The sequence below is a fragment of the Halochromatium sp. genome, from assembly GCF_046541315.1.
GTDB lineage: Bacteria > Pseudomonadota > Gammaproteobacteria > Chromatiales > Chromatiaceae > Lamprobacter.
On sequence record NZ_JBKHDN010000158.1, the window covers coordinates 1 to 6,625 of the forward strand.

Consider the following 6,625-nt stretch of genomic DNA (forward strand, 5'->3'; position numbering starts at 1 on the left):
CCGCTGGGGCGGATGTCGGCTCAGGGCCGATGCGGCCGAGTACCTCGGCGATCATCGGCGCCACCGCCGCCTGCGCCGCCGCGCTCAGCGCATAGCAGGCATAGCCCCAGTCGGCACCGCCGGCGGAAACCAGCCAGGTCTCTGGCACGCGCCGATAGAGGGCCTGACACCAGGCGAGCAGCTCGCGTGGATCATGGAAGTGGGCCATGGTCGAGAGGGCGCTGGCATCCGGGGTCAGGCGCTGACAGCCGACCGCGCCGGCCGGGAGATTCGCGGCGGCGTCGATGAAGACGACACGCTCGGCGCGGGCGAGATCGGCGACCAGCTCGGCGCTCAGGATGTGGCGCGCCTGGACCTCGACCCCTGCGCTCAGCGCCGGATCGGCGCTGACGCGAGCCGCGATCTGGTCGGCGACCAGCGGGCCGAGCGCGTCGTCGCCGCGAATCGGGCTGCCGTAGCCGATGACCAGCGCCCGCAGCGGGGGCGCCTCGGCCGGCGGCTGTTGCCCCCATCGAGGCCCATGTGCCGGACCGGGATCCACCTCTGGCCCAGGGGGCGTTGCGGGTCGCGGCTCGGTCTCCAAGCTGGGTTGCCGAGCAGCAGGGGCTTGCGCCCGTTGCCGCGCGGCGATGTCCTGCGGTGGCGCCTGGTCCGTGCTCATGTCCGTGCTCATGACCGGGCTCATGCGTCGCGCACCAGCCGGTCGATGACGGTGCCGGCGGCATCCTTCAGCTCGATACTCAGCGGCATCTGACCGAAGGCGTGCGAGGCGCAGGAGAGGCAGGGGTCATAGCAGCGGATCACCGCCTCGACGCGATTGAGCATGCCTTCGCTGAGCCTGTTGCCATCGACATAGGCATCGGCGACCTGCTTGATGCTCCGGTTCATCGCCAGGTTGTTGTGGCCGGTGGCGATGATGAGATCGACCCAGGTGATCAGGCCCGCGTCGTCGATCTTGTAGTGGTGCATCAGGGTGCCACGGGGCGCCTCGGCGACGCCGATGCCCTGGTCGCGGTTGCCGCGCGCATGGGCGCGCACGCGGGTGTCGAGGATGCTCGAATCCTTGAGCAGCCGCTGCATCATCTCGATGGCGAAGATGATCTCGACCAGGCGCGCGTAATGGTAGTGGAAGCTGGAGCGCACGGGGCCGGAGTCTTCCTGCAGCATGTGGAACTCGGCCAGGGCGACGTCGGCGAACGGGGTGCCGCAGCTCTCGACGTTATTCAGCCGCGCCAGCGGGCCGACCCGGTAGATGCCGTTCGGATAGCCCCAGGGCTTGTAGTAGGGGAACTTCATGTAGCTGAAGTCCTCGACCGCCTCGCCGATGATGCGCGGATAATCCGACGGCGGCACCATGTCCTCGACGATGCGGCCCTGCGCGTCCTTGATGCGCAGAAAGCCGTCGTAGTGCTCGAGCTGGCCCTTGGGCGAGACCAGCGACAGGAACAGGGTCGACAGGTTGCCGAAGTGTTCGGCCTCGTCCTTGAAGTTGGGCACCAGGGTCTTGAACAGCGCGTAGGTGTCCTTGGCGATGGTCAGCGCCTCCGGCAGCATGGTCAGCATCGCCTCGCGCTTGTCGCTGTCGAGCGGCTCGTTGACGCCGCCGGGCACCACCCAGGTCGGGTGGATCTTCTTGCCGCCGAGCATCTCGATGATGGTCTGGCCGATCTGGCGCAGCTTGATGCCTTGCTTGGCCAGTTCCGGGTCCTTGGCGATGACGCCGAAGATGTTGCGCTCTCCCGGGTCCGAGTCCCAACCGAGCAGGAGATCGGGCGAGGAGAGATGGAAGAACGACAGCGCGTGCGATTGCAGCAGTTGCGCCAGGTTCATGATTCGGCGCAACTTCTCGGCGGTGGGCGGGATCGTCACCGCGAGCAGGTCGTCGCAGGCCTTGTTCGAGGCGAGCAGATGGCTGACCGGGCAGATGCCGCAGGTGCGCGCGGTCAGGGCCGGCATCTCGCGGTAGGGGCGGCCCTCGCAGAACTTCTCGAAGCCGCGGAATTGGGTCAGGTGGAACTTGGCGTCCTCGACGGCGCCGCTGTCGGCGAGCTGCAGCGAGATGCGGGCATGGCCCTCGATGCGGGTGACCGGGTCGATGCTGATGGTTCGGCTCATGGTCGCTGGGTCCCGGGCATGATGCGTTGATGGAAGGGGCGGTCGGCGTGCAGTTCGACCCGCGTTCTAATCCGGCGTTCTCGGTCGTGAGGCCCGGGCCGGCGCGGCCTGGGCGGATTCGGACGATGCCGCCGCTTGCTGGGGGCGGCGGCGGGTTAGCCCCGGCTAGGCGCCGAACCGAGTCATGCTGAGTGGGTCGGGGATGCGGTCGGCGATCAATTCGCTCAGCACATAGTGGATGACATCGGCATGCGGCGGACAGCCTGGCACGAACACGTCGATCGCGACCACCGCATGCACGGGCAGGACCGTCTGGAGCAGGGCCGGCACGCCGACGCTCGGGATCTGCGGGCTGGCGTTGACGTTCTCGAGATAGGCGCGCTCGTAGACGCTGTCGAGCTTGAACGGGTTGCGCATGGACGGGATGTTGCCATTGACTGCGCAATCGCCCAGGCTGACCAGGCGCTTGCAGTGTTGGCGGAACAGTGTCGCCTTGTGCCGGTCTTCCTCGTTGCTGATCGAGCCCTCGATGATGCCGATATCGACCTGCTCGGGCAGGGTCTTGGTATCGACGAACGGGCTATAGACGATGTCGATCTTCTGGGCCAGATCGACCAGGCGCTGGTCCATGTCGAGGAAGGACATATGGCAACCGGAGCAGCCATCGAGCCAGATGGTCGCGACGCTGATCTTGGCGCCGCCGACAGGCGCGGACGGCGCCTGCGCCTGCTGTCCAGCGGCTGTCGAGCTTGCGGGGTTGGCGGTCATCGTGCGGACCTCCGGCGGGCCAGAATCGGCAGGAAGTGCTGATCTTTGACCATCTCGCCGACCGACGTGCCCTGCTTGACCAGGGCGCCGGTCGGGCAGACCTGCACGCACTTGCCGCAGCTGGTGCAGGTGTCGCTCTCGCCCCAGGGTCGGGCGAGATCGGTGATGACCTGGCAGTCGCTGCCGCGGCCCATGATGTCCCAGGTATGGGCGCCCTCGATCTCGTCGCAGACGCGCACGCAGCGCGTACAGAGCACGCAGCGGTTGTGATCGACGCGGAACATCTCGTGCGTGCTGTCGACCGCGTAGCCGTGATTGCGGTAGGGCATGCGCACATGGTCGACGCCGCAGGTCGTGGCCAGCCATTGCAGCTCGCAGTGGCCGTTGGAGACGCACACCGAGCAAATATGGTTGCGCTCGGCGAACAGCAGCTCGACCAGGGTGCGACGATAGCGCTGCAACTTCTCGGAGTTGGTGGTGACCTCCATGCCCTCGGCAACGCGGGTCGCGCAGGCGGCGAGCAGGCGGTTTTGACCGCTCACCTCGACCATGCAGAGCCGACAGGCACCGACTACGGAGAGCCCGTCCATCCAGCACAGGCTGGGGATCGGGATCTTGTTCTCCCGGCACACTTCGATGATGGTCTCGTCTTCGCGCGCCGAGAGATCCTGGCCATCGATCCTCAGCGTGACGACTCGAACACTTGGTTGCGTGACGATGATGGGCATCGGTCTTACCGTATCAGTCGAGGGATAGGATGCTGCGTGAGCCTTGGGGCCCGACGATACACGACCTCCGCGCTGGGCGCATGCGCGCTCTTGGTCGCCAAGACCCTGCCGTTAGCGGCGTTATACCCGCGCCCTGGTTGAACGCGGACGCGGACGACGGACGCCGCGCGTGCTCGCCAGCGGCTTCCGCCGAAGCGGGGTCGGGATCAGCGGCGGTTGAGTTTGTGCTTGATCAGGGCACCGAACTCGGTGACCGCGAACCAGAGCACGCCAAGCCAGATCATGAGCCAGGGCAGATAGCGCCAGAATTCGGTCTCGCCCTCGGGCTCCGAGGGTGGAACGAGGTACTTGAGCATGATGCCGACCACCATGCCGCCCCAGAACAGGAGGCCGGCGATCGGCAGCGGGCGGCCGGCAAGGCGTATGCGGAACGGCTCGACGCTGTCGTAAGGGCTCGCGTCGAGGGCGTTGGCTGCCGCCGGCGCGGCGGCACTGGCTGACGCGATGGCGGCTTGGGAGGGCTGCTCGGGCTGGGCGCCGCCGCGCGCCTCGGCGCTGCTGGCGATAGGAACGCCGCAGTGTGGGCAAGTCGGGGCGCGGTCCGAGACCTGGCCACCACATTCCGGACAATCGATCAAGGCCATGCTTGAGAACTCTATGCTGTTGTGGCCCGCGCGGCGCGGGTTGGGCATCACGGTCGATCAGGGCGCGTGCCGTTGCCGATGCGTGGGCAACTTGATCGGAAGCCCTGAAATTCATCGGGTATCAAAGCAAGTCCCCGGCAAGCGTTCAAGAGCGGCGCGGTCTTTTATTGCGCAGGCTCAAGGATCTCGGCGATATCGCGCGTCGGCGCGGCGAACGCGCTCAATCGCCGGCGCGGGGCGGGAGCGGATCGCCGGTGGCCGGGCGGATCCGGTTCGGGGACTGGTTCGGGGACTGGTCCGGGGATTGGGTCGAGGGCTCGTTGGCGCCGCGCTCGAGCTGTTCGAGAAGCCGGCCGATCGAGCGGATCGAGGGTTGTCGCTGCTCGGCGAGGGCGGCGCGGTCGATCCCATCGAGCAGATCGCGCAAGACGCCGGGGTCGCGCGGGCAGCGGCTCAGGATATAACTGATCATCGCCTCGCCGAGGCGCAAGCCGCGCTGCGCGGCGCCGACCCGGAGCAATTCGGCGCGGCCGGCGTCGCTCAATGGCTTCAGGTTGTAGCTCGGACCTGCGGCAAGGCGCGACGAGAGATCGGCGAGCTGCAAGCCGAGCCGCCCGGTCGGCTGACGGGCGGCCGCGAGCAGCCGGCGTCTGGCATCTTGGGCGCGGTTGTAGAGGTGGAACAGGGCTTGCTCCCAGGCGTGATTGCCGGCGATGGCCTGCACCGCGTCGAGCAGAATGGCGTCGCGTTGCTCGAGGTCGTCGAGGACAGCCGGGGTCAGTCGAGGGGTGTCGAGCGGCAGGTAGACGACGCTGAGGCCGCGCTGGCGGATCTCGCCGGCGGCGCACACCAGCAGGTGCGACTTGCCGCTCGCCGCCGCGCCGTGGATGTAGAGATAGGGCTCGCCGCTGCCATCGGCCCATTGTCGCACGGCGGCCACCACCGCGCCGTTGCCATGGGCGACGAAACCGTCGAGCCCGTTCGGCTCCGGCTGGCGCAGTGCGAGCGCAAGCTGCGGCGGTGGCTGCTCGTGCACCAGTGGCGTCAGCGCGCGAGCGCTGCGGCCGTGGTGGCCAGACGGCGACCGAGTGCCTGGCAGAGCTGGCGCTCGATCTCGGTGAGGGGTTGGTCGTTATCGATGCCGGCGACGTGCGAGGGGCCATAGGGCGTGCCACCCGCCTGGGTGTGCAGCAGGCCGGTCTCGCTGTAGGGGAGCCCGAGGAGCAGCATGCCGTGGTGCATCAGCGGCAGCATCATCGACAGCAGCGTGGTCTCCTGGCCGCCATGCAGGCTGGAGGTGGAGGTGAAGACCCCGGCCGGTTTACCAGTGAGCGCGCCCGCCAGCCAGAGCGGCGAGCTGCCGTCGAGAAAGTACTTCATGGCCGCCGCCATGTTGCCGAAGCGCGTCGGGCTGCCGAGCGCGAGCGCGCCGCAGTCGCGCAGATCGGCCTGCTCGGCATAGGGCGCGCCGGCGTCGGGGATCGCGTCCTCGGTCGCCTCGCAGACCGTCGAGACCGGCGCGACGGTGCGGATGCGGGCCTCCATGCCGGCCTCCTCGGAGCCGCGCGCGACCTGGCGCGCCATCTCGGCGGTGGCACCATAACGACTGTAATAGAGAACGAGCAGATAGGACATGGCGATGGGGTCTCGCGGATGCGGTTCGACAGCGTGGTTGCGACGCGCAGGATACCATGGGGCTCTTGGCTGGCCCACGCGCCGCCGATCCTGCGGCGCGGGGCGGTGCGGACCGGCGATCGCTGTCTGGCGGCGCGTGCGTTCAGTGTTGGGCCGAGGGCGCCGAGGCGTTGACGACGCCGGTGAAGAGCCCGCGCGCGTCGACCGCGTCGAAGCGGTAATCGCGATTGCAGAACTCGCAGGTCACCTTGATCAGCCCGCGCTCGGCGATGATGGCGTCGACCTCCTCGCGTCCGAGGGCGCGCAGGTTGTCGGCAACCCGGGCGCGCGAGCAGTGACAGCGGAAGGCCACCGGTTCGGGCTCGAAGAGACGGATGTCCTCCTCGTGGAACAGGCGCCGCAACAGCTCGGGCGCGGTCTGGCGCAGCAGTTCTTGCGGCTGCACGGTGTCGGCCAGGATCACGGCTCGGTTCCAGTCGTCCTGATCATCGCTCTCGCCCGGCAAGCGCTGCAACATCATGCCGGCCGCGCGCTGGTCGTTGACGGCGAGCCAGAAGCGCGAGGGCAGTTGTTCCGAGGCGGCAAAGTAGCCTTCGAGGGCGGCGCCGATGCTAGCACCCTCCAGCGGCACGATGCCTTGGTAACGGTCGCGCTGCTTGGCGTCGATCGTCAGCACCAATTGTCCGTTGCCGAACAACGCCCGCAGATCGCCGGCCGGGATGGCGTCTTCCCCCG

At 68.1% G+C, this 6,625-nt stretch carries 8 protein-coding genes; all 8 read right to left on the bottom strand.

The window, feature by feature from the left end:
- On the bottom strand, window positions 1-673 hold a 673-nt coding region (locus ACLFQI_RS10415; protein WP_410759116.1), incomplete at its 3' end, for a hydrogenase maturation protease.
- Between the two features lie 8 nt (window positions 674-681).
- Window positions 682-2,115, bottom strand: coding sequence for a Ni/Fe hydrogenase subunit alpha (locus ACLFQI_RS10420; RefSeq protein WP_410759118.1), 1,434 nt, complete (start codon window positions 2,113-2,115; stop codon window positions 682-684).
- Window positions 2,116-2,280: 165 nt separating this feature from the next.
- Entirely contained in the window at window positions 2,281-2,883 is a 603-nt protein-coding gene (locus ACLFQI_RS10425; RefSeq protein WP_410759120.1) for an NADP oxidoreductase, read from the bottom strand.
- Window positions 2,880-3,611 (bottom strand): bidirectional hydrogenase complex protein HoxU, encoded by a 732-nt coding sequence (gene hoxU, locus ACLFQI_RS10430; RefSeq protein ID WP_410759122.1) that lies wholly within the window; start codon window positions 3,609-3,611, stop codon window positions 2,880-2,882. Before hoxU ends, ACLFQI_RS10425 begins: the two co-directional genes overlap by 4 nt.
- 206 nt (window positions 3,612-3,817) lie before the next feature.
- Window positions 3,818-4,255 (bottom strand): zinc ribbon domain-containing protein, encoded by a 438-nt coding sequence (locus ACLFQI_RS10435; RefSeq protein ID WP_410759123.1) that lies wholly within the window; start codon window positions 4,253-4,255, stop codon window positions 3,818-3,820.
- Window positions 4,256-4,475: 220 nt separating this feature from the next.
- On the bottom strand, window positions 4,476-5,291 hold the full coding sequence (gene hda, locus ACLFQI_RS10440) for a DnaA regulatory inactivator Hda (protein WP_410759125.1): 816 nt from the start codon (window positions 5,289-5,291) through the stop codon (window positions 4,476-4,478).
- 8 nt (window positions 5,292-5,299) lie between these two features.
- Window positions 5,300-5,890: an NAD(P)H:quinone oxidoreductase gene (gene wrbA, locus ACLFQI_RS10445; protein ID WP_410759127.1), complete on the bottom strand. Its 591-nt coding sequence runs from the start codon at window positions 5,888-5,890 to the stop codon at window positions 5,300-5,302.
- Window positions 5,891-6,032: 142 nt separating this feature from the next.
- A partial coding sequence (locus ACLFQI_RS10450; RefSeq protein WP_410759129.1) for an Hsp33 family molecular chaperone HslO occupies window positions 6,033-6,625 on the bottom strand: 593 nt, incomplete at its 5' end.

Coding starts and splice junctions, on each gene's coding strand:
- wrbA (WP_410759127.1), bottom strand. CDS start 5,890: ATGTCCTATCTGCTCGTTCTCTATTACAGTCGTTATGGTGCCACCGCC.
- ACLFQI_RS10435 (WP_410759123.1), bottom strand. CDS start 4,255: ATGGCCTTGATCGATTGTCCGGAATGTGGTGGCCAGGTCTCGGACCGC.
- ACLFQI_RS10425 (WP_410759120.1), bottom strand. CDS start 2,883: ATGACCGCCAACCCCGCAAGCTCGACAGCCGCTGGACAGCAGGCGCAG.
- ACLFQI_RS10420 (WP_410759118.1), bottom strand. CDS start 2,115: ATGAGCCGAACCATCAGCATCGACCCGGTCACCCGCATCGAGGGCCAT.
- hoxU (WP_410759122.1), bottom strand. CDS start 3,611: ATGCCCATCATCGTCACGCAACCAAGTGTTCGAGTCGTCACGCTGAGG.